Origin of the sequence: Segeticoccus rhizosphaerae (genome assembly GCF_009192725.1) — a bacterium.
GTDB classification, from domain to species: domain Bacteria; phylum Actinomycetota; class Actinomycetes; order Actinomycetales; family Dermatophilaceae; genus Segeticoccus; species Segeticoccus rhizosphaerae.
In genome coordinates this window covers 1-18,170 of record NZ_VOHR01000048.1, presented here as the reverse complement: position 1 = coordinate 18,170, position 18,170 = coordinate 1, and the positions used below count along the sequence as shown (strand labels likewise).

Genomic DNA, 18,170 nt, shown 5'->3' with positions numbered 1-18,170 from the left:
CGAGGCGCGGCCGCGCTCATCGTGCGGCCACCCGCGCCCCGCGAGTCCTGCGCCGCGGGGCCAGCCCGGTTTCGTCGCGACGGTCTCCCGCGGTCGCCGCCTTGAGGTGCAGGTCCACCAGCCACGCGGTCCGTGTGGTCAGGTGTTCCTCCATCCGCGACCGCGCCAGGTCTTCGTCCCGTTCCTCCACCGCCTGCACCACCAGGGCATGACCCTCGACAACCCGACGCAGCCGCTTGCCGGAACCCCCTGCCGGCCAAGGGATCTGGCCCATCTCGGTCTGCAGGTCGATTTCCGCCATGGTCAGCCGCACGGACTGCGTGCAGGCTGCGAGCTCGACGAAGTAACGCGCGTCGAGTCGCCGTTTGTCGGTCAGGTCCGTGGCGCCGGCCAGGCGGTCGACGATCTCGCGCAGCCGAGTGACCTCCAGGGGTGACGCGCGTCGGGCGGCCAGCCGCGCTGCGGTTCCGGCCACGGCCACGTGCACGTCGCCCAGCTCACGCAACTCGCTGGTGCCCAGTTCTTCCAGCCGCACCTGGGACAGCCCGGCCAGTGCTTCGTCACGAGTCCGCACGAAGCTGCCGCCCGCCCGACCGCGGCGGGTCTCCACCAGGCCCCGGGCGCGCAGGTCGGCCAGCGCGTCGCGCAGCGTCATCGTCGAGACGTTGAGGGAGGTGGCGAGGTTCGCCTCGGCCGGCAGCTGCTCGCCGTCCACGATCAGTCCGAGGGCGATGGCGCTCCCCAGCCGGCGCACGACCGCCTCGCTGCGAACGACACCCTCGTCGAGGGGCGCGAACACCGCCCGTCGCGCGTCTCCCGAGAGCAACCTCATGCTCTCCCCTCCCTCCGACCGGCGACCACTGCTCCGCCGCAGTCTCCATCCGCGACGCGCTGGATTGCCATTCAACCACTGCCGCTGCTCAAGTCGGCAGGGCTAAACCCTAGAAATCAGAGGTATCACTGGCTACAGTCATCGGAACCCGGAAGACGGCAAGGTCCAGGAGGCCCATCGTGACCCAGGTTCCACCCGATCCGACCATCGAGGGCGACGCCCTGTCACGGCCGTTCACCCCGGGCGCCCAGCCCGCCGACCTGGCCGGACTGGACACCTACGTCGAGACCGCGGCCGCGAGCACGCCGACGCCACTGGCCGACCCGAAGACACGGGAGTTCGTCGAGGAGTGGCGCAACGCGTCATACAACTGCTTCTCCTCCGGGCACAAGTTCTGTCGTGAGGTGTGCCCGGTGACGCAGGTGGCCCGCAACGACTCCTGGACCCCGACAGCCTTCCACGCCAACGTCGTCGCGCTCGAGCGTGGGGAGCTCGAGATCGGGGACATCGCGTCGGACTACGTCAACTGCACCCAGTGCGGGGCGTGCGAGCTGCGATGCCCCAACACGCTGTTCACCGGCGACTTCTACCGCTTCCGCACCCGCACCGTCGACGTCGTCAAGGCGGTGCGCGCGCTGGCTGTCGACAGCGACGTGCACCAGGCCGGATGGAAGACCTGGAACGAGCGCACCAACGACCGCACGCACGAGCCTGTCCTCGGTGACACGCCCGTCAGCCAGGAGACGGTCCGCGACTGGGCCGACGGGCTCGACCTGCCGATCGGCGGCGAGACCGTCCTGTTCGTCGACTGCGAGGCGGCGTTCTACCGCACCTCGGTCCCCCGCGCCGTCGCGCAGATCCTCACGCTGGCCGGCTACGAGTTCGGCCTCATGCAGGAACAGTGGTGCTGCGGCGGGCCGGCGGCCGAGATGGGCTACGTCGACCAGGCGAAACGGTTCGCCCGGCACAACCTCGACAACTGGCGGGCGTCCGGCACCAAGCGGGTGCTGGTGCTCGACCCACACGACTACATCTCGTTCACCGAGGACTACCCCAAGTACTTCGGTGAGGAGTTCGACATCGAGGTCGTGCTCGTCATCGAGGTCTTCGCTGAGCTGATCCGAAGCGGCAAGCTCTCGCCCACGGTCCCGATCGACAGGGCGATCACCTACCACGACCCGTGCCGGCTCAACAAGCGCAAGGGGATCTGGGAGGAGCCCCGCGAGATCCTGCGCGCCATCCCGGGACTCACCTTCGAGGACGTCGACCGGGTCACCCAGTGGTCCTACTGCTCCGGCGGTGGTGGCGGACTACCCATCGAGAAGCCCGAGCTGACCGCGGCGATCAGCGCCAAGCGGCTCGACAACGCGGCCCAGCTCGACATCGACACCCTGGTCAGTGCCTGCCCGTGGTCCGAGCGTCCGCTCACCGAGGCCGGAGACGCACAGGACATCGACGTGGTGGACCTGCACGAGCTTCTCGCCGAGTCGTTGGGCATCGAGGTGGGCGGATCGCGCGGCGACCTGGGCGACAGGCGGCTCGCCCAGGAAAGGTCCGGGGTGCCGGGACGAGCCCGCCGGGCCCGCGGCGCCGGATGCGGCTCCGGGGGCTGCGGCTCCGGGGGCTGTGGATCCGGCAACGGCTGCGGATGCGGGGGCCACTGAACATGGCGCTCACCGAGACGCAGCTCGACTCCCTGGTCCAGGCGCTGCGGACCGTCCTGCGCGACGACCAGATCCTCACCTCCAAGACCGACCGCTACAACCGCACCCGGGTGCCGGCCCCCTTCCCGGTGCATCGCTGGGCCGAGCGGCTGCCCGACCTGGCCGTGTTGCCGACGACGACCGAGCAGGTGGCGGGAGTGGTCCGGATCGCCAACGACCTGCGGGTGCCTGTGGTCCCGCGCGACGGTGGCACCGGTCTGACAGACGGCGCTGCTCCCCTGCGGGGCGGCATCGTCGTGGACCTGAAGGCCATGGACCAGATCTACGAGCTCGACCTCGAGAACCGCACCGTCACGGTGGGCGTGGGCATCAACATGCTGAAGCTCAACGAGAAGCTCGCGAGACACGGCCTGTTCTATCCCGACGACCCCGCGTCGTACCCCTGCTCGCTGGTGGGCGGGCGCATCGGCACCAGCGGCTGGTCACTGATCGGCTCCCGCTACGGCCACACGCGAGACCTGGTGCTCAGCTTCGACCACGTGCTACCGACCGGCGAGGTCATGCACGTGGGCGACGGAGGCGGCGGCAAGATCAGCAAGTCCTCCAGCGGTTTCCAGCTCAAACACCTGTTCATGGGGCACCAGGGCACGCTGGGCATCGCGACCACCGCCACGCTGAAGCTCTTCCCCAAGCCGGAGGCCGAGCTCTCACCGTTCTGGTCGTTCGACAACTATGACGACGCCTACGCGTGCACCGGCGCACTGGCCCGGGCCGGCGTCGCCACCTTCGCCGGTGCCGTGCTCTTCGACGAGTACAAGGTCGCCTACCTGCGCCGCGACGACGAGGCCTACATCCCCCAGCCGGGCGACGTGCGCGCCCTGGTCTGCTCGGTGATGTACGGCTACGAGGACGAGGTCCGGGCAGGCGGCAAGCGGCTCTTCCGCATCGCCCGCGAACACGGTGCCAGCTACCTCGGCGACGAGATCTCCGAAGGAGACTGGGCCGCCCGCCACGACAGGTATGCGACTCCTCTGCACGGCCGCACCAAGGACGGCCAGGTCATCCCGATGAGCTGGCACTGCGAGGACGCTGCCGTGAACTACACCAACCTCCCCTCGGTGTCCAAGGCCTGGCACGACATCATCGCCGACCTGCGCCGCAAGACCGACGTGTTCGACGACTGGGGCATGTTCGCCTACACCTCCGGCAACACCGGTGTGGACTACCTCACCGAGATCGACGTCGGGATCTGGGAGCAGCGACTCGACGACACGGCCTGGGACCTGTGGGTCAGGGCCAAGCGGGACATCGCGGCCGTCGCGCTCGCCCACGGCGGCTCGATCAGCACCTGTCACGGCTCCTGTCGGGAGGGCGAGGTCGATCTCGTGCCCGAGGAGCTGGGCCGCGGCTTCCAGGTCATGCTCGACGTCAAGCGCACGCTCGACCCGCACAACATCATGAACCCGGGCAAGTACCTGCTCGACCGCGCCTATGCCGCGAGTCCCCACCCCGAGGGAGCGCTCCAGTGACCGACGAGTCCACCAAGGCCCCCCACGGCCCGCGAGCTGCCGCCGCCTACCGCTTCGCCGAGCAGATGACGCCTCCGCCTGCGGCACGGGTCAGCGAAGTGGCCCAGACCACGTTCGAGCACGTCTACGAGGTCGATCCCCGGCTCATGGAGCGCCACGTCCTGCAACAGACCTTCCCCAACTGGGACACCCTGCGCATCATGAACGCCCGCCACGACCACCTCGACTGGATGCACCGGCACTTCGCCGACACGGTCGTGACCGGTTCGGCGCTGCTCGACGAGGTCGAGGGGTTGCACCGCACGACCGAGTGAGCCGGACGGCATACCGCGTCCTCGCAACAGGCACGGCACATGTTCTGACGGGAGTCGGGTAGAGGCGAAGGTACCCGATTTTCAGGAGGAACCGTGAGCGATCCGATGGTTGCCGACTTTCTGCTCGACCGGCTGCGTCAGTGGGGGGTGGAGAAGCTGTTCGCCTTCCCCGGCGACGGCATCAACGGGATCGTGGGGGCACTGGGGCGGGCGGACAACAAACCGGAGTTCATCCAGGCCAGGCACGAGGAGATGGCTGCCTTCGAGGCCGTCGGCTACGCGAAGTTCACCGGGCGCCCCGGCGTCTGCATGGCCACCTCAGGCCCAGGAGCGGTGCACCTGCTCAACGGCCTGTACGACGCGAAGCTCGACCACGTGCCGGTCGTCGCCATCGTCGGCCAGACGGCCCGCACGGCGATGGGGGCGTCCTACCAGCAGGAGATCGACCTGATGAGCCTGTTCAAGGACGTCGCGTCGGACTACCTGCAGATGGTGACGGTGCCGGAGCAGCTGCCCGTGGTGCTCGACCGGGCCATCCGCATCGCCACGGCGGAGCGGACCGTGACGGCACTGATCATCCCGTCCGACGTGCAGGAGCTGCCCTACTCCGCGCCGACGCACGAGTTCAAGATGTCTCCGGGCAGCGTGGGCACGAAGTGGCCGACCCCGGCCGTCGACGACGCGGTGATCAGGCAGGCGGCCGACATCCTCAACGCCGGGTCGAAGGTGGCCATCCTCGCCGGCGCGGGCGCCAGCGGGGCCCGGGCCGAGCTCGAGCAGGTGGCTGAGCTGCTCGGGGCGGGCGTGGCCAAGGCGCTGCTCGGCAAGGACGTGCTCTCGGACGAGCTGCCCTACGTGACCGGGTCGATCGGCCTGCTGGGCACCAAACCGAGCTATGACCTGATGATGGGCTGCGACACGCTGTTGACGGTGGGTTCCAGCTTCCCCTACACGCAGTTCATGCCGAAGTACGAGCAGGCCAAGGCGGTGCAGATCGACATCGACCCGAAGATGATCGGCATCCGCTACCCCTACGACATCAACGTCGTGGGGGATGCGAAAACGACGCTGCAGGCACTCATCCCGCTGCTCCAGCGCAAGGAGGACCGCTCCTGGAGCGATGAGGTCGTCAGCGGGGTGTCGAGCTGGTGGGAGACCATGGACAAGCGCGCGGCCGTCGAGGCCGAGCCGATCAACCCGATGCGGCTCTTCTCCGAGCTGTCACCCAAGCTCCCCGACGACGTGATCGTCACGGCTGACTCCGGCAGCAGCGCCAACTGGTATGCCCGGCACCTCAAGTTCCGGGGGCGCATGCGCGGTTCGCTCTCCGGCAACCTGGCGACCATGGGCCCTGGTGTGCCGTATGCGATCGGCGCCAAGTTCGGCAACCCGGAGCGACCTGTGATCGCCTTTGCGGGGGACGGCGCGATGCAGATGAACGGCATGGCCGAGCTCATCACGATCAAACGCTACTGGCAGGACTGGGCGGACCCCCGGCTGATCGTCGCCGTGCTGCACAACAACGACCTCAATCAGGTGACGTGGGAGCTGCGCGCGATGGGGGGCGACCCGAAGTTCACCGAGTCACAGTCGTTGCCGGACGTCGACTACGCCGCGTTCGCCGCCACCCTGGGTCTCCAGGCCATCACGGTCACGGATCCGGGTGACCTCGCCGGCGCGTGGGACCGGGCCCTGGCTGCAGACCGGCCGACGGTCCTCGACGTCCACGTCGACCCTGACGTGCCGCCCATCCCGCCGCACGCGACCTTCGCCCAGGCCAAGGCCACGGCCGAGTCGCTCCTGAAGGGTGACGAGGATCGGTGGGGCGTCATCAAGGAGGGCATCAAGACCAAGGCCCAAGAGTTCCTGCCGGGCGATCGGTAGTCCCGACGTGCCGAAAAGCAAGGCAGGCACCGAGCCGCGCGTCGAGGCCGTCGACGCCCGCGTGTTCACCGTGCCCACGAGCTCACCGGAGGCCGACGGGACGCTGGCGTGGGACTCCACCACCTTGGTGCTGGTGCGGGTCCGGTGCGGCGACGAGGTGGGCACGGGCTGGACCTACGGGCCAGGTGCGTGCGCCCTCGTGGTGCGCGAACAGCTGTGCGACAAGGTCATCGGCACCGACCCCCAGGACGTCCGCGGCACCAGCGCAGCGATGCTGAGGGCGGTGCGCAACGACGCTCGGCCGGGTCTTGCCAGCTATGCCATCGCGGCGGTCGACATCGCGCTCTGGGACCTCAAGGCGCGCCTGCTCGGGCTACCGCTCCACCATCTCCTCGGCGCCGTGCGTGAGGAGGTGCCGATCTACGGCAGCGGCGGCTTCACCACTTACGACGAGGCCCAGCTCGCCGCCCAGGTCGAGTCCTGGCTGGAGGTCGGAGCGCGCGAGGTCAAGATCAAGATCGGCGAGTCGTGGGGCACGCGGGTCGATCGAGACCTGGAGCGGATGCGTCAGGTGCGTCGTCTGGTGGGCGACGACGTGGGCCTCATGGTGGACGCCAACGGCGGCTACCAGGTCAAGCAGGCGGTCCGGCTCCTGCGTGACGCCGCGGACCTCGACGTCAGGTGGTTCGAGGAGCCCGTGTCCTCGGACGACCTCGAGGGCCTGCGCGAGGTCCGCGGTCTGGTCGACGCCGACGTGACAGCGGGCGAATACGGCTGCGACCTCTACTACTTCCGTCGGATGTGTGCCGCCGGAGCCGTCGACTGCCTGCAGGTCGACGTGTCCCGTTGCGGCGGCATCACGGAGTGGCTGCGCGCGGCAGCCGTCGCCGCGTCATACGGCTTGCAGGTCTCCGGCCACTGCGCACCAGCGCTGCACGCGCACGTCGCCGCCGCCGTGCCCAACCTGCGCCATCTCGAGTGGTTCCACGACCACGTCCGGATCGAGTCGATGCTGTTCGACGGTGCGCCGGTCGCCCGCGACGGCGCACTTCACCTCGACGGCTCCGCACCGGGTCACGGCCTGACCCTGCGCGAGGGCGACGCCGAGCAGTTCGCCGTGGACATCTGATCCCCCGGCACCACGCCGTCAGCCCAGCCCAGTCGGGCCGACTCCTCGGCGCTCCGGGCCTTGCTCCGCTCGATCCTCACGCCGTCGTCGTCAGCCCAGCCGAGGCAGGCGGTTGCGGTTGGCCACCTCCTCGAGTGCCCGCAGGGCCTCGGCGATGACCGGTTGTCCGCGGCTGCCCCGTCGGACCGCCGTGAGGATGTGCCGCGCGGGGCTCGGGTCTCCACGCAGCGGCACCCGGGCGACCGGATAACCGGAGGGCAGGCGCGCGAGCCGGGGCACGAGTGCCACGCCGAACCCAGCCCCGACGAGCGCGGCGCCGGTGTCCCACTCGGCGACGTGGTGCACGATCGCCGGCGTGAACCCTGCCGAGGCGCACGCCGTGAGGACGAGCTGATGGTGCGGTCGCCCCGGCCGGTCCCCGATCCACAGCTCGTCGGCCGCCTCCTCGAGGGGCACCGAGCTCCATCCGGCCAGGCGGTGGTCGGCGGGCACCAGCAGGTCCAGCGGGTCGTCCAGCAGCGGCCGCTGGTCGAACCGTGGGTCGATGCTCGGTGGCAGGGAGTCGGTGGCGACCACCACCGCGATGTCCGCGTCACCGGTGAGCAGCAGGTCGAAGCATTCCTCGGGGTCGGCCTCGATGATCTGCACCGTCAGTCGCGGTCGCTGGGCGCACACGGTCTTCGCGGCGTAGGGCAGCAACGCCGCAGCTCCCGTCGAGAACCCCGACAGGCGCAGCGTCCCGAGTTCCTGGTCGGATCCCCGCTGGACGTCGGCGCGCATCTCCTCCCAGCGCGTGTAGAGCTCATCCGCGTGCGCCACCAGGATCTGCGCCGCCGGCGTCAACCGCACTCCCCTGCCCTCGTGCACGAGGAGCGTCACGGCCAGGTCGCGGGCCAGCGAACGGAGTTGGTGGGACACAGCGGACGGGGTGTAGTTGAGCGCCTCCGCTGCGGCGGTCACGGTGCCCCGTTCGGCCAGCACCCGCAGCACGTGCAACCGTGGGTCGATCATGCAACAGTCTTGCACGATCTCGTGCACTTCTCTGCGCTTATCTTCAGGAGTCGATTGGGTCACACTGACCGGGTGCGCACCCTCGACCCCTTGTTGCAGGACTTCCGGCTGAAGCACCTCACGCTGCGCAACCGCGTCGTGAGCACCTCGCACGAGCCGGCCTACGGCGAGGACGGAATGCCCAAGGACCGCTACCGGCTGTACCACCTCGAGAAGGCCCGGGGCGGGGTCGGATTGACCATGATCGGGGGCTCGGCCGTCGTCTCACCCGACAGCCCGCCCTCGTTCGGCAACCTGCTGCTCTACCGCGACGACATCGTCCCGTGGCTGCGCCGCCTCTCCGACGACGTCCACGAGGCGGGCGCCGCAGTGATGTGCCAGGTCACGCACCTGGGCCGCAGGACAAGCAACTTCACCGGTGACTGGCTGCCGCTGGTCTACCCGTCACGGCTGCGCGAGCCGGCTCACCGCGCCTTCCCCAAGGTCGCCGAACCCTGGGACCTGGACCGCATCGTCGCCGACTTCCGCGACGCCGCCCTCCGCTGCCGCGACGGCGGGCTCGACGGGATCGAGCTGATGGCCTACGGGCACCTGTTCGACGCCTTCCACTCCCCCGCCACCAACCATCGCAGCGACGAGCTGGGCGGCACCCTGGAGCGGCGTATGGCGTTCCCGCGCCGGGTGATCCAGGAGATCCGTGCGGCGGTGGGACCAGACTTCATCATCGGCATCCGGATGTCGATGGAGGAGGACCTCGCCGGCGGCCTCGGTCGGGAGGAGGCGCTCGAGCTGCTGCGCCACTACGTCCACGACGGCATCGACTTCCTCAGCGTCATCAAGGGCAACATCGACAGCGACGCCCACCTGGCCGCCGTGATCCCGTCGATGGGCACGCCCGCAGCCCCCTTCCTGGAGTTCACCGGTGAGCTGAAGCGGGCCCTGGACATCCCGGTCATGCACGCCGCGCGCATCCAGGACGTCGCCACAGCCAGGTATGCCGTCCGCGAGGGTTTGCTGGACCTGGTCGGCATGACCCGCCCCCAGCTCGCCGATCCGCACCTCGTGCGCAAGCTGGCCGCCGGTGAAGAGGACCGGATCCGCCCCTGTGTCGGAGCGAACTACTGCCTCGATGCGATCTACGACTCCGGCGACGCCAAGTGCATCCACAACCCCGCCACCGGACGCGAGCAGACCTTGCCGCACACCATCGAGCGCTCGCCGCGGCCCCGTCGCAAGACCGTCGTGGTCGGTGCAGGGCCGGCCGGCCTGGAGGCCGCCCGGGTCCTCGGTGAACGCGGTCACCAGGTGGTGGTCTTCGAAGCGGCGGACGCACCCGGAGGGCAGATCCGGCTGGCGGCGTCCTCGCCCCGGCGGGCCGACCTCATCGGCATCGTCGACTGGCGGGTCACCGAGGCCAAGCACTCCGGCGTCGACTTCCGCTACGGCACCCTGGCCGGCACGAAGGAGGTCCTGGCCGAGGAACCGGACCTGGTCGTGGTGGCCACTGGCGGGACTCCGGACCGTTCCTTCCTCACCGCGGGCCAGGAGCTGGTCATGGACACCTGGGACGTGATGGACGGCAGCTTCCGCACGCACGGCGACGTGCTCGTCTACGACGACAACGGCACGGAGCAGGCGATGGATGCCACCGAGCTCCTCGCCACCCGCGGTGCCCGCGTCGAACTCGTCACGCCGGAGCGTCAGCTGGCCCCTGGCGTGGGCAGCATGAACTCTCCCGCCTACCTCGCGGCCTTCACCGAGCACGACGTCACGATCACCCTTGCCTACCGGCTGACGGCGGTGACCAGGGGCGCCGACGGCCGCCCGGTCGCGCATCTGGTCAGCGACTACGCAGACCATCCGCTCGAGCGGCACGTCGACCAGGTCGTCGTCGAGCACGGAACGTTGCCCAACGACGACCTCTACTTCGAGCTGCTGCCCGGATCGAGCAACCTCGGGGAGGTCGACCACGAGGCGCTGCTGGCCGGGTCCCCGCAGACGGTCAACCGCAACGCCGCGGGCAGCTACCAGCTCTTCCGGATCGGCGATGCGGTCAACAGCCGCAACATCCACGCCGCGATCTACGACGCGCTGCGCCTCTGCACGGCCACGTGAGCACCGGCCCGAGCGCCGACCCAACCACACGGCATACCAGTCCAACCCGACGCATCCACCCCAAGGAGTCCCGATGACCGCACTCGCCGGCCGCTCCACCCGCTTTCCGGAGCTCGCCGGGCTCGTGGCGTCCCGAGTCCCCGGACGCTGCCTGCCTGCTCCGTTCTACACCGACCCTGCCATCCACGACGCCGACGTCGCCGGCATCTTCGCCAGGCACTGGATCTTCGTCGCCACGGAGCCGGAGGTGTCCGAGCCAGGCGACTACGTGACCGTCGAGATCGGCCCCTACTCGGTGATCATCGTTCGTGACGACGACGAGCAGATCCGGGCGTGGCACAACGTGTGCCGTCACCGTGGAGCCCGAATCCTGCCCGAGGCCAACGGGTCCGTGGGCAACATCGTCTGTGGCTACCACAAGTGGACCTACAGCCCGGACGGTGTCCTGCTGTCGGCCGGAGAGCAACCGCCCGACTTCGACAAGGGGTGCTTCGGCCTGAAGCCGGTGCAGCTGCGCAATGTCGCGGGCCTGATCTACCTGTGCCTCGCCGACGACCCGCCCGCCGACTTCGACGAGGTGATCCCGCGCATCGAGCCCTACCTCGCCCCGCACCGGCTGGAGCACACCAAGGTCGCTGCGCAGGTGGACCTGGTCGAGCCCGGCAACTGGAAGCTGGTGATGGAGAACAACCGGGAGTGCTACCACTGCGACGGTCACCCGGAGCTGTTGTGCTCGTTCTTCCCCACCTACGGCTATGAGCCCGACGACATGCCAGCGCGCCTCCAGCCGGCGTTCGACCGCTTCCTCCAAGCCGACCTCGACCTACGCAACGCCTGCGACGAGCGGGGTATGCCACACGCGCTGATCGAGGAGCTGTCCGGTCGCCCGACCGGGTTCCGGATCCAGCGCGAGGCGTTGGACGGGGCAGGCGAGTCGTTCACCCGTGACGGCAGAGCGGCGTGCCAGCGCCTGCTGGCCGACTTCGACACGCCACGGCTGGGACGGATGACGATGCACCAGCAGCCCAACGTCTGGCTCCACCTGCTCAGCGACCACGCCGTCACCTTCAGCGTCCTGCCGATCGCTGCCGACCAGACCCTGGTGCGCACCACCTGGCTGGTCCACGAGGACGCAGTCGAGGGCGAGGACTACGACGTGGCGGCCCTCACCGACGTGTGGCGGGCCACCAACGAGCAGGACCGCGGGTTCGTCCGGCTCGCCCAGCAAGGGGTGAGCAGCCCGGCATACGAGCCAGGCCCCTATTCGGCCAGTGAATACCAGGTGGAGCAGTTCTGCGCCTGGTACATCGAGCGAATGACCCAGTTCGTGCAGTCATGACCGAGCTGTTGTCCACGTCCGCACCGCTCACCGGCGCCCTTGGCACCGCAGGTGACCAGCACCTGTGGGACGACAGCGAACTGACCCTGATGTGTCGACGGACCATCCAGGTCACCCACGACGTGCGGACCTTCGTGCTGGAGCCACTCGCGGCCGTGCCCCAGGAGCAGCTCCCCGGGCAGTACCTCACGATCACCGTTGGCATCGACGGGATGGAGGTGCAGCGGTGCTACACGGTGTCCTCTCCCCCGACCCGTCCGGGCGCCTTGACGATCACGGTCAAGCGCGTGCCCGGGGGGCCGGTGTCCAACTGGCTCCACGACCACCTGCAGGCTGGCGCAACCCTGCGCGCCGCGGGGCCGTTCGGCCGGTTCACCATGAGCGAGCACCCCGCCACGAAGTACCTGTTCCTCTCGGCCGGTAGCGGCATCACCCCGCTCATGTCGATGACTCGCACCCTGTGCGACCTGGGCATGCCCGCAGACGTGGTGTTCGTGCACAGCGCACGCTCCCCGCGGGACATCATCTTCCGGCGTGAGCTCGAGGCGATGTCAGCGGCCTTCGACAGCTTCACCGTGACCGCCGTCTGCGAGGAGGACTCGTCCGTCGAACGCTGGGCCGGGCCGCACGGACGGTTGTCGCTCGGGCTGGTGCGCGGCGTGGTGCCGGACCTCGCCGAACGTGAGGTCTTCACCTGCGGGCCCCCTCCCTACATGGAGTCCGTTCGGGCCATCCTCACCGAGGCGGGGTGCGACCCGGCTCACTGCCACGAGGAGAACTTCTGCTTCGAGGCGCCAGGACGCCTCTCACTCTGTCCCGACCCCGGTGACGCCGGAGTGCCCCCAGTCGCTGAGCCTCCCGTCGCGGCACCGGTATTCACGGTGGAGTTGCGCGCCAGCGGACGGCAGATCGAGTGCGCCGCCGACACCACCGTCCTCACGGCCGCGCTGCGGGCCGGGGTGAACCTGCCCAGCTCCTGCACGGAAGGAGCATGTGGCACCTGCAAGAGCACCCTGCTGAGCGGGAGCGTCGACATGCAGCACGCCGGCGGGATTCGCCCCCGGGAGATCGCGCAGGACAAGTTCCTGCCTTGCTGTTCCAAGCCGCTCGAGAACCTGGTCATCGACCGATGAGACCATCGCGGCCGGGCACCGTGGCCTGTACATCCCGATCAGCGATGCCCGCTTGCCGAGATCCTCGTTGTCGCGACGGTTGAAGGCAGCCGGTCCAACCGGGAGGGGCCCTGGTCGAAGTTCCACTGGCGAGTCCTCATCGGCCTCGGCAGCGTGTGGATCCTCGACGGTCTCGAGGTCACCATGGTGGGCAGCGTTGCCTCGCGGCTGACCGAGAAGGGCAGCGGCCTCGCGCTGAATCCCGGCCAGATCGGCTTGGCTGCGGCCATCTACGTCCTCGGGGCCTGCCTCGGGGCGCTGTTCTTCGGCCAGCTGACCGACCGCTTCGGACGCAAGAAGCTGTTCATGCTGACCCTGGGGGTCTAGATCATCGCGACGGTCGCGACGGTCGCGACGGCCTTCGCCTTCGCCCCCTGGTACTTCTACCTCCGCCGGTTCTTCACCGGTAGCGGCATCGGTGGAGAGTGCGCAAGAACGTGCCGGAGAGCCCCCGCTGGCCGTTCATCCACGGGCGGGCGGACGAAGCCGAACGCATCGTCGGGGGGATCGAGGACGACATACGGGAGGAGACCGGGGAGGAGCTCGAAGAGCCGCAGGACACCATGAAAGTGCGGCAACGCGAGTCGATCCCGTTCCCTGAGATCGCCAAGGTCGCGTTCACCATGTATCCCAAGCGGGCGATCCTCGGCCTCGCGCTGTTCGTCGGACAGGCTTTCATCTACAACGGGATCACCTTCGACCTCGGGACCCTGTTCGGCACGTTGTACGGCGTTGCCTCCGGCACCGTGCCCCTGTTCATCATCATCTGGGCCCTCGGCAACTTCGCCGGCCCGATGGCCCTCGGGCGGCTGTTCGACACCGTCGGGCGCGAGCCGATGATCTCCGGGACCTATCTCGGCCCTGCGCTGGTGGCGGTCGTCCTGGCCGGAGTGCTCGCCTACGGGATCGGCGGCGCGTGGTTGTTCCTGGGCATCCTCGTCGTCTGCTTCTTCCTCTCCTCGTCCGGGGCGAGCGCCGCCTGACTCACGGTGAGCGAGATCTTTCCGATGGAGACCCGAGCACTGGCCATCGCCTTCTTCTACGCCGTCGGCACCGGCGTGGGCGAGATCACCGGGCCGCTGCTGTTCGGCAAGCTGATCGGCTCGGGCAACGAGGGCAACGTCGCGATCGGTTTCCTGATTGCGGCCGCGGTCATGGCCGTCGGCGGCATCGTGGAGATCTTCTACGGCGTCAAGGCCGAGCAGGCGAAGCTCGAGGACATCGCCATGCCGCTGACCACCGCCGACGAGAGCGATGCCTGAGGCCGCGGACGGCCGAGGGCCTCAGCCCTCCACCGCGGTCTCGTCGTGCGGCGCGCCGACCGGCTTGGACTCCGGGGATCCACGCTCGCGCAGGTAGACCGACAGGACGGCCATGCTGCCCACGGCCAGCAGCTCGGACTGCCAGTTCTGCAGCGTGCGGTTCCAGAAGTCCGGTGCCATGAGGTAACCGCCCAGACTCACCGGATCCTCCAGGTTGCTGAGCTGTTGGGAGTTGTATGCCGACCGCCCCGCCACCAGCTGCGCGAGCCACGACCCCAGGAACACCAGACCCATGACGAGCACCAGGGAGTGCGAGAAGATCCGGGTGCGCCAACCGCCGGCCTTCGCCCACTTCGGCGAGTCCTCCTCGGCGTACCGTCCGACCTTCTGCTCGCGGTCGCTACCGCGTCCCGAGGCACCCACCTTCTTCGACTCGGGTGAACCCCTCTGGACGAGCCACACGGTCAGGAGGATGTAGAGCAGGAACTGCAGGTACTCCGACTGCCAGTTCTCGGCGACGTCGACGGTGAAGTTGGAGGAGGTGACGTACTCCCAGAACGACACGTGGGCGAGGCCCAACGTGTCCGCCTGGGAGTTGATCTCCGCCTGACCCGTGAACGCCTGGCCCAGCAGGGCGAGCAGCAGCAGGGCACCGAAGACGAGCCCGAGGCCGTTGTCGCGAACGGTTTCCCGGAGGGTGCGTGAGCGCGCCGAACTCATCGGCCGACCAGTCCTACGACCGTGCAGTAGACCAGGCCGACCACGATGGTCAGCACGTAGGTGGCAAACATGTATCGCATCTCAGCCGCCCTTCACGATGCAGTTGTAGGGCCGGTCGTGACGCGGCTCGCAGCCCGCGGCCACCACCTTCCACCCGCTGCCGAACTGCGAGAGGAAGACGATGTCTCCGCGCAGCACGACGCGGGCGTTGTTGCCGTAGACGTCCACGGTCTCCGGCTCCTGCGCCCGGGGAATGCCCTGCTTGTCGACCACCGTGCCACAGGACTTGCCCGTGGAGTCCTCCAGTTCCTGGAGTGTTCGCGGCGCCAGCAGGCCACAGGCCCGAGCGCTGGACCCTTCGGCCAGTGCGGTGTGGAAGTCCCGCGCAGCCTGTTCAGCACCCACTCGGTCAGGGGCGATGCCGCCGCAACCGGCGAGCACCAGCACGGCGAAGACTGCCGCCGCCACCGTCCGCACCGTCACGGATCGACGCCGAGATGCGCGCGGTGCCAAGTGCATGCCGTGAGGTTAGGACATTTCCGCGGCTGGTGGTCGCAGGCCCGCCGTGGCCGGAATGTCGGGCTGCGCTGCAGCGCCTTCTCGGGTCACCATCGTTGCCACGGCGGGGCTGCCGCCGGCCTCGGCGCAGCCGGATTCACGATGGTGAAGCAGGCGTGGGCGGAGGGTACGCGGCGCGCCGCCGAGGGCATGCGTCAGGACGTGGCCGCCGTTGCGGCGCCGAAGCCGTCTCCCGAAACCCCTTGACCCCCTGGCCGGCACCGCGAGGTCCTCGGTATTGACGAGTCCCGGCTGCGCGGCCATAGTCAGCCCAATGACCCCCGTTGCGATCGTCCGCAGAACCAGTTCAGCGCTCCAGGACGGTCTCACGTCGCACATCGCACGGGTGCCCGTCGACGTGGACCTGGCCCGACGCCAGCACAAGGCCTACTGCGCGGCGCTCACCGACGCCGGCTATGACCTCCGCTACGTCGAGGACGCGGCGGAGCTGGCGGACGCGGTCTACGTCGAGGACACCGTGGTGGTCTTCGGCGACATCGCGGTGCTCACCCGTCCCGGTGCGCCCGAACGCCGCCCCGAGGTCGCCGGCACCGAGGCGGTCCTGCGCGAGCTGGGTCTGACCGTCCACCGCATCAGCGAGCCCGCGACGCTCGACGGTGGCGACGTGCTGCAGGTCGGTTCGACGGTCTACGTCGGGCGCGGCGGACGCACCAACGGCGCCGGGATCGCCCAGCTCCGAGAGCTGGTGCGTCCGCTGGGCCGGACGGTCGTCCCGGTGCGGCTGACTGAGGTGCTGCACCTGAAGTCGGCGGTGACCGCCCTGCCGGACGGCACCATGCTGGTGCTCGATGACCTGGTGGAGCAGGGCGCCCTGCCGCCGGGTCGACCCGTCACGGAGGAGGCCGGCTGCCACGTCGTGCCGCTCGTCGACGGCACTGTCCTGATCAGCGCGTCGGCGCCGCGAACTCGGGACGCCTTGGAGGACTTGGGCTTTGGCACCCGGCCGGTCGAGATCAGCGAGTTCGAGAAGCGCGAGGGCTGCGTCACGTGCCTGAGCGTGCTGGTCCACTCGTGACAAGGCGTGGCCCGACGATGTCGACGGGCTTGTTCTGGACAGGTTCGTGGCGCGCACATGACGGGAGCGTGAGATGACATCACCGGAGACACCGGACTGGTATGACGGGGCGGTCTTCCCGGAGCTGCGCCAAGCTCCGCCCTGGGTCATGGAGGAGATGATCGCAGCCGAGAGCGCCCTCCCCTCGCAGCTCGCCGACACCACGGGCGAGGCAGCCGCACGACTCGCCGCGCGGATCAGGGAGGTCGTGGAGGCCGGGGACCCTCTGGTCGTGACCGGAGTCGGGACCTCGGGCCACGGCGCCCGCGCGACGGCGCTGATCCTCAACGACGCCGTGTCCGGTTCGCCTGTCGCGGCGGGGCCGGCGGAGGCTCGCGAGTCCTCGGACCAGGAGCTGGCGCCGCGGGCTCGGGGCCTGTGCCTCGGTATCTCGCACGGCGGCATGACCCGGTCGACGGCGGCCGCGCTGGCCGCCGCCCGGGAGGCCGGGGCGAGCACCGCGCTGGTCACCGCCTCGACCGAAGGCCCGGTCCGCCGCGTGGCTGACGACATCCTGCAGACGCCCCTGAAGGACGCGTCCTACTGCCACACCGTCGGCTACGTCTCGCCGATCCTCGCCGCCATCTCGGTGGCCGCCGCCTACCGGGGTTCGCCCTTCCCCGCAGCCGAGCTCACGTCATACCTGCAGGAGCTGGACTCGATCCGGGAGGTGGCCGCAGAGGTCGCCAGCGGCCTGCACGGCGCTCGCCGGCTCATCGCCGCCGGTAGCCTGGTCGACGTGCCCACCGCACGCGAGCTGGCGCTCAAGGTTGCCGAGGGTGCACGGCTGCCGACGAACGCGCTCGGGGTGGAGGACACGCAGCACGGCCACCTCGCCGGTCACGACCGGGACTCCGCCCTGGTCGCCATCGCGACCGGCGGAGCCGAAGCGAGACCGTCCGCTGACCGCGTGGCGGAACTGTTGCGCTCAGCACGGCACATCGGCCTGCGGACGGCGGCAATCGTCAGCCCTTCCCTTGCTGACGCCATCGATCCCGCCACCGCGAGCGCCGGTCTGGTGGTGCTGCCGGGTGGTGCCGGTGCCGGACTGCCCGACGCCTGGACGTCCCTGCTCGGCGGGGCGTTGGCCCTGCAGCACCTGACCGTCGGCCTCGTGCGCGCAGAGGGGGTCAACCCGGACCTGATCCGCCGGGAGGAGCGCCTCTACCGCGAGGCCGTCGCCCTGAGCGGCGCCAAGCTGCCACGGACCTGACCAGCGCCGAAACCCCACGCCCGCACCGCCTCGCGCACTCCGCACCTCGTGGGTCGCTCGCTGTCAACAGGGCCTCGCGCCCACCGATCCTCAGCGGGTGACCCGGACGACGACGCTCTTGACTCCCACCCTGCCGTAGCGGTCGACGGCCGCCGCCCGGAAGACCTTGCGGCCCGTGCCCTTGGTGCACCGGGCCCGGGTGGTCGCGCGGTAGGGATCGCTGAGGCCGCAGCCCGCGGGTGCCACCCAGAACGGCACCGCTCGGTAAGCACCGGCCGGGGTGCGGCGCCCCGCGGAGCGCAGGGTGAACGGTCGGCCGATCCGGGCCGACCGTTCACCCTGCGCTCCGCGGG

Annotated in this window: 18 protein-coding genes; 13 read left to right on the top strand and 5 right to left on the bottom strand. The window is 69.6% G+C overall.

The features are described from left to right. Nucleotides 1-16: 16 nt before the first annotated feature. Entirely contained in the window at nt 17-832 is an 816-nt protein-coding gene (locus FRW57_RS06325; protein WP_137121137.1) for a FadR/GntR family transcriptional regulator, read from the bottom strand. 179 nt (nt 833-1,011) lie between these two features. Between FRW57_RS06325 and FRW57_RS06320 the strand changes: the two genes are divergently transcribed. From FRW57_RS06320 to FRW57_RS06300, 5 genes are all read left to right on the top strand, one after another. Then, the gene (locus FRW57_RS06320) at nt 1,012-2,496 is read left to right on the top strand and encodes a (Fe-S)-binding protein (RefSeq protein ID WP_203230229.1); all 1,485 of its coding nucleotides are present in this window, start codon (nt 1,012-1,014) and stop codon (nt 2,494-2,496) included. Then, nucleotides 2,481-4,025, top strand: a complete 1,545-nt coding sequence (locus tag FRW57_RS06315) for an FAD-binding oxidoreductase (protein ID WP_203230228.1) — start codon at nt 2,481-2,483, stop codon at nt 4,023-4,025. Before FRW57_RS06320 ends, FRW57_RS06315 begins: the two co-directional genes overlap by 16 nt. Continuing rightward, nucleotides 4,022-4,339, top strand: a complete 318-nt coding sequence (locus FRW57_RS06310) for a hypothetical protein (RefSeq protein WP_202911478.1) — start codon at nt 4,022-4,024, stop codon at nt 4,337-4,339. The genes FRW57_RS06315 and FRW57_RS06310 overlap by 4 nt, the downstream gene beginning before the upstream one ends. A 93-nt stretch (nt 4,340-4,432) precedes the next feature. Further along, nucleotides 4,433-6,223, top strand: coding sequence for a thiamine pyrophosphate-requiring protein (locus FRW57_RS06305; protein WP_137121139.1), 1,791 nt, complete (start codon nt 4,433-4,435; stop codon nt 6,221-6,223). 7 nt (nt 6,224-6,230) lie between these two features. Continuing rightward, entirely contained in the window at nt 6,231-7,352 is a 1,122-nt protein-coding gene (locus FRW57_RS06300) for an enolase C-terminal domain-like protein (protein WP_152185578.1), read from the top strand. 90 nt (nt 7,353-7,442) lie between these two features. On the opposite strand, the gene FRW57_RS06295 is transcribed toward FRW57_RS06300, so the two are convergent. Further along, entirely contained in the window at nt 7,443-8,363 is a 921-nt protein-coding gene (locus tag FRW57_RS06295; protein WP_137121141.1) for a LysR family transcriptional regulator, read from the bottom strand. A 72-nt stretch (nt 8,364-8,435) separates the two neighbouring features. Here FRW57_RS06295 and FRW57_RS06290 point away from each other — a divergent pair, with 72 nt between their 5' ends. From FRW57_RS06290 to FRW57_RS24350, 6 genes are all read left to right on the top strand, one after another. Continuing rightward, a complete protein-coding gene (locus tag FRW57_RS06290; protein WP_152185577.1) occupies nt 8,436-10,478 on the top strand; it encodes an NADH:flavin oxidoreductase in 2,043 nt (680 codons plus the stop codon). A 73-nt stretch (nt 10,479-10,551) separates the two neighbouring features. Continuing rightward, on the top strand, nt 10,552-11,817 hold the full coding sequence (locus tag FRW57_RS06285; protein WP_152185576.1) for an aromatic ring-hydroxylating oxygenase subunit alpha: 1,266 nt from the start codon (nt 10,552-10,554) through the stop codon (nt 11,815-11,817). Then, nucleotides 11,814-12,950 (top strand): FAD-binding oxidoreductase, encoded by a 1,137-nt coding sequence (locus FRW57_RS06280; RefSeq protein WP_152185575.1) that lies wholly within the window; start codon nt 11,814-11,816, stop codon nt 12,948-12,950. Before FRW57_RS06285 ends, FRW57_RS06280 begins: the two co-directional genes overlap by 4 nt. Before the next feature lie 153 nt (nt 12,951-13,103). After that, nucleotides 13,104-13,316, top strand: a complete 213-nt coding sequence (locus tag FRW57_RS24360) for an MFS transporter (protein WP_238384614.1) — start codon at nt 13,104-13,106, stop codon at nt 13,314-13,316. Between the two features lie 110 nt (nt 13,317-13,426). Continuing rightward, on the top strand, nt 13,427-13,972 hold the full coding sequence (locus FRW57_RS24355; RefSeq protein WP_238999333.1) for an MFS transporter: 546 nt from the start codon (nt 13,427-13,429) through the stop codon (nt 13,970-13,972). A 6-nt stretch (nt 13,973-13,978) separates the two neighbouring features. After that, nucleotides 13,979-14,251, top strand: a complete 273-nt coding sequence (locus FRW57_RS24350) for a hypothetical protein (RefSeq protein ID WP_238999332.1) — start codon at nt 13,979-13,981, stop codon at nt 14,249-14,251. Nucleotides 14,252-14,272: 21 nt separating this feature from the next. On the opposite strand, the gene FRW57_RS06270 is transcribed toward FRW57_RS24350, so the two are convergent. Both FRW57_RS06270 and FRW57_RS06265 read right to left on the bottom strand, forming a co-directional pair. Next, nucleotides 14,273-14,971 carry a DUF6766 family protein gene (locus FRW57_RS06270; RefSeq protein WP_152185574.1) on the bottom strand — a complete coding sequence of 233 codons (699 nt, stop codon included), beginning with the start codon at nt 14,969-14,971 and terminating at the stop codon, nt 14,273-14,275. Nucleotides 14,972-15,052: 81 nt separating this feature from the next. Beyond that, nucleotides 15,053-15,454 (bottom strand): hypothetical protein, encoded by a 402-nt coding sequence (locus FRW57_RS06265; protein ID WP_202911479.1) that lies wholly within the window; start codon nt 15,452-15,454, stop codon nt 15,053-15,055. 349 nt (nt 15,455-15,803) lie between these two features. On the opposite strand from FRW57_RS06265, the gene ddaH reads away from it, so the two are divergent. Together ddaH and FRW57_RS06255 are read left to right on the top strand one after the other, a co-directional pair. Continuing rightward, on the top strand, nt 15,804-16,565 hold the full coding sequence (gene ddaH / locus FRW57_RS06260; RefSeq protein ID WP_152185573.1) for a dimethylargininase: 762 nt from the start codon (nt 15,804-15,806) through the stop codon (nt 16,563-16,565). A gap of 73 nt (nt 16,566-16,638) precedes the next feature. Continuing rightward, the gene (locus tag FRW57_RS06255; protein WP_137121147.1) at nt 16,639-17,817 is read left to right on the top strand and encodes an SIS domain-containing protein; all 1,179 of its coding nucleotides are present in this window, start codon (nt 16,639-16,641) and stop codon (nt 17,815-17,817) included. A 90-nt stretch (nt 17,818-17,907) separates the two neighbouring features. On the opposite strand, the gene FRW57_RS23020 is transcribed toward FRW57_RS06255, so the two are convergent. Continuing rightward, on the bottom strand, nt 17,908-18,170 hold a 263-nt coding region (locus FRW57_RS23020; RefSeq protein WP_162529284.1), incomplete at its 5' end, for a hypothetical protein.

Coding starts and splice junctions, on each gene's coding strand:
- FRW57_RS06325 (WP_137121137.1), bottom strand. CDS start 832: ATGAGGTTGCTCTCGGGAGACGCGCGACGGGCGGTGTTCGCGCCCCTC.
- FRW57_RS06315 (WP_203230228.1), top strand. CDS start 2,481: ATGCGGGGGCCACTGAACATGGCGCTCACCGAGACGCAGCTCGACTCC.
- FRW57_RS06295 (WP_137121141.1), bottom strand. CDS start 8,363: ATGATCGACCCACGGTTGCACGTGCTGCGGGTGCTGGCCGAACGGGGC.
- FRW57_RS06285 (WP_152185576.1), top strand. CDS start 10,552: ATGACCGCACTCGCCGGCCGCTCCACCCGCTTTCCGGAGCTCGCCGGG.
- FRW57_RS06280 (WP_152185575.1), top strand. CDS start 11,814: ATGACCGAGCTGTTGTCCACGTCCGCACCGCTCACCGGCGCCCTTGGC.
- FRW57_RS06270 (WP_152185574.1), bottom strand. CDS start 14,971: ATGAGTTCGGCGCGCTCACGCACCCTCCGGGAAACCGTTCGCGACAAC.
- ddaH (WP_152185573.1), top strand. CDS start 15,804: ATGACCCCCGTTGCGATCGTCCGCAGAACCAGTTCAGCGCTCCAGGAC.
- FRW57_RS06255 (WP_137121147.1), top strand. CDS start 16,639: ATGACATCACCGGAGACACCGGACTGGTATGACGGGGCGGTCTTCCCG.